Source organism: Actinosynnema sp. NPDC023658, assembly GCF_040639995.1.
Lineage (GTDB): Bacteria > Actinomycetota > Actinomycetes > Mycobacteriales > Pseudonocardiaceae > Actinosynnema.
In genome coordinates, this window is record NZ_JBFAAX010001497.1 from 1 (window position 1) to 1038 (window position 1038).

Annotated in this window: 2 protein-coding genes; both read left to right on the plus strand. The window is 71.7% G+C overall.

Going from position 1 to position 1038, the window contains the following annotated elements:
• On the plus strand, nucleotides 1-794 hold a 794-nt coding region (locus AB0G02_RS42065), incomplete at its 5' end, for a penicillin acylase family protein (RefSeq protein WP_360806738.1).
• Between the two features lie 3 nt (nucleotides 795-797).
• Nucleotides 798-1038 (plus strand): aldo/keto reductase (locus AB0G02_RS42070; protein ID WP_360806741.1); only part of this gene is annotated, 241 nt, incomplete at its 3' end.

A 1038-nucleotide genomic window follows, 5' to 3' on the forward strand; every position in this document is an offset into this window, starting at 1 on the left:
GCAACCCGTTGGTCCGCGGCCGGATCGGGTGGAACTTCGTCAGCGGCGTCCGCGCCCACAGGATCGCCTGTGTGCTCGCGGATCGCGACCACCGCGACGCGGCCGATTCCCTCGCGCTGCAACTGGACACCGACGCGGGGTTCTACGCGTTCTACCGGGACCTCGTGCGCACCCACCTGCCGCGCCCGGTGCGCGGCGTGCTCGGCGACGCGCGAGCGGAAGCCCTGCGGTGGCGCGGCACCTCGGACACCGACGAGACCGGCCTCGCGCTGCTCGTGGTGTTCCGCGATTGCGTTCGCGAAGCGATGTTCGCAGCGGTCACCCGTCCCGCGCAGGGTTACGACCCGGAGTTCACCTACTGCTACAACGGCCACGAGCAGCCGTTGCGGCACATGCTCACCCACCTCGACGATGGGTTGACGCCGCCGCCGTGGCGCGACGCCCGACATTTCGTCGCGGGACAGCTGCTGCTGGCCCGGCGCGTGCTGACCCACCGTACCGGCACCGACCAACCGGTCCGCTGGGGACAGCTGAACCGGTTGCGGCCGTTGGCCTTCCGGCCGGACGGCAGCGCGGCGGCCACCGGGTGGGACGACGTCGAGTTGGCCGGCTGCACCGAATCGGTCCGCGTCGCCCAACCGGACTTCGGCGCCGCGCAGCGACTGGTGGTGACCCTGGGGCGGCGCACCGGTGGCCTCCTGTCGATCCCCGGCAGCCAGCAGGCCACCGATGAGGCCGAGGGGTTGCGGCGCTGGGCCGCCGGGCACGCCGATCCGCTGCCAGGGCACGGGTGACCGATGCGCTACCGTCCCCTCGGCTCCAGCGACCTCGTGGTCAGCGAGATCGGCGTGGGCACCTGGCAGAACGTGACCACGGCCGACCAGGCGCGCACCGATCGACTGGTGCACACCGCACTCGACGAAGGCATCACCTTCTTCGACACCGCCAACTCCTACGCCGACGCACCGGAAGCTCTCGCACGCGCGCTGCGGACCACGCCGCGCGACCGGTACGTGCTGTCGACCAAGCTGTACTTCC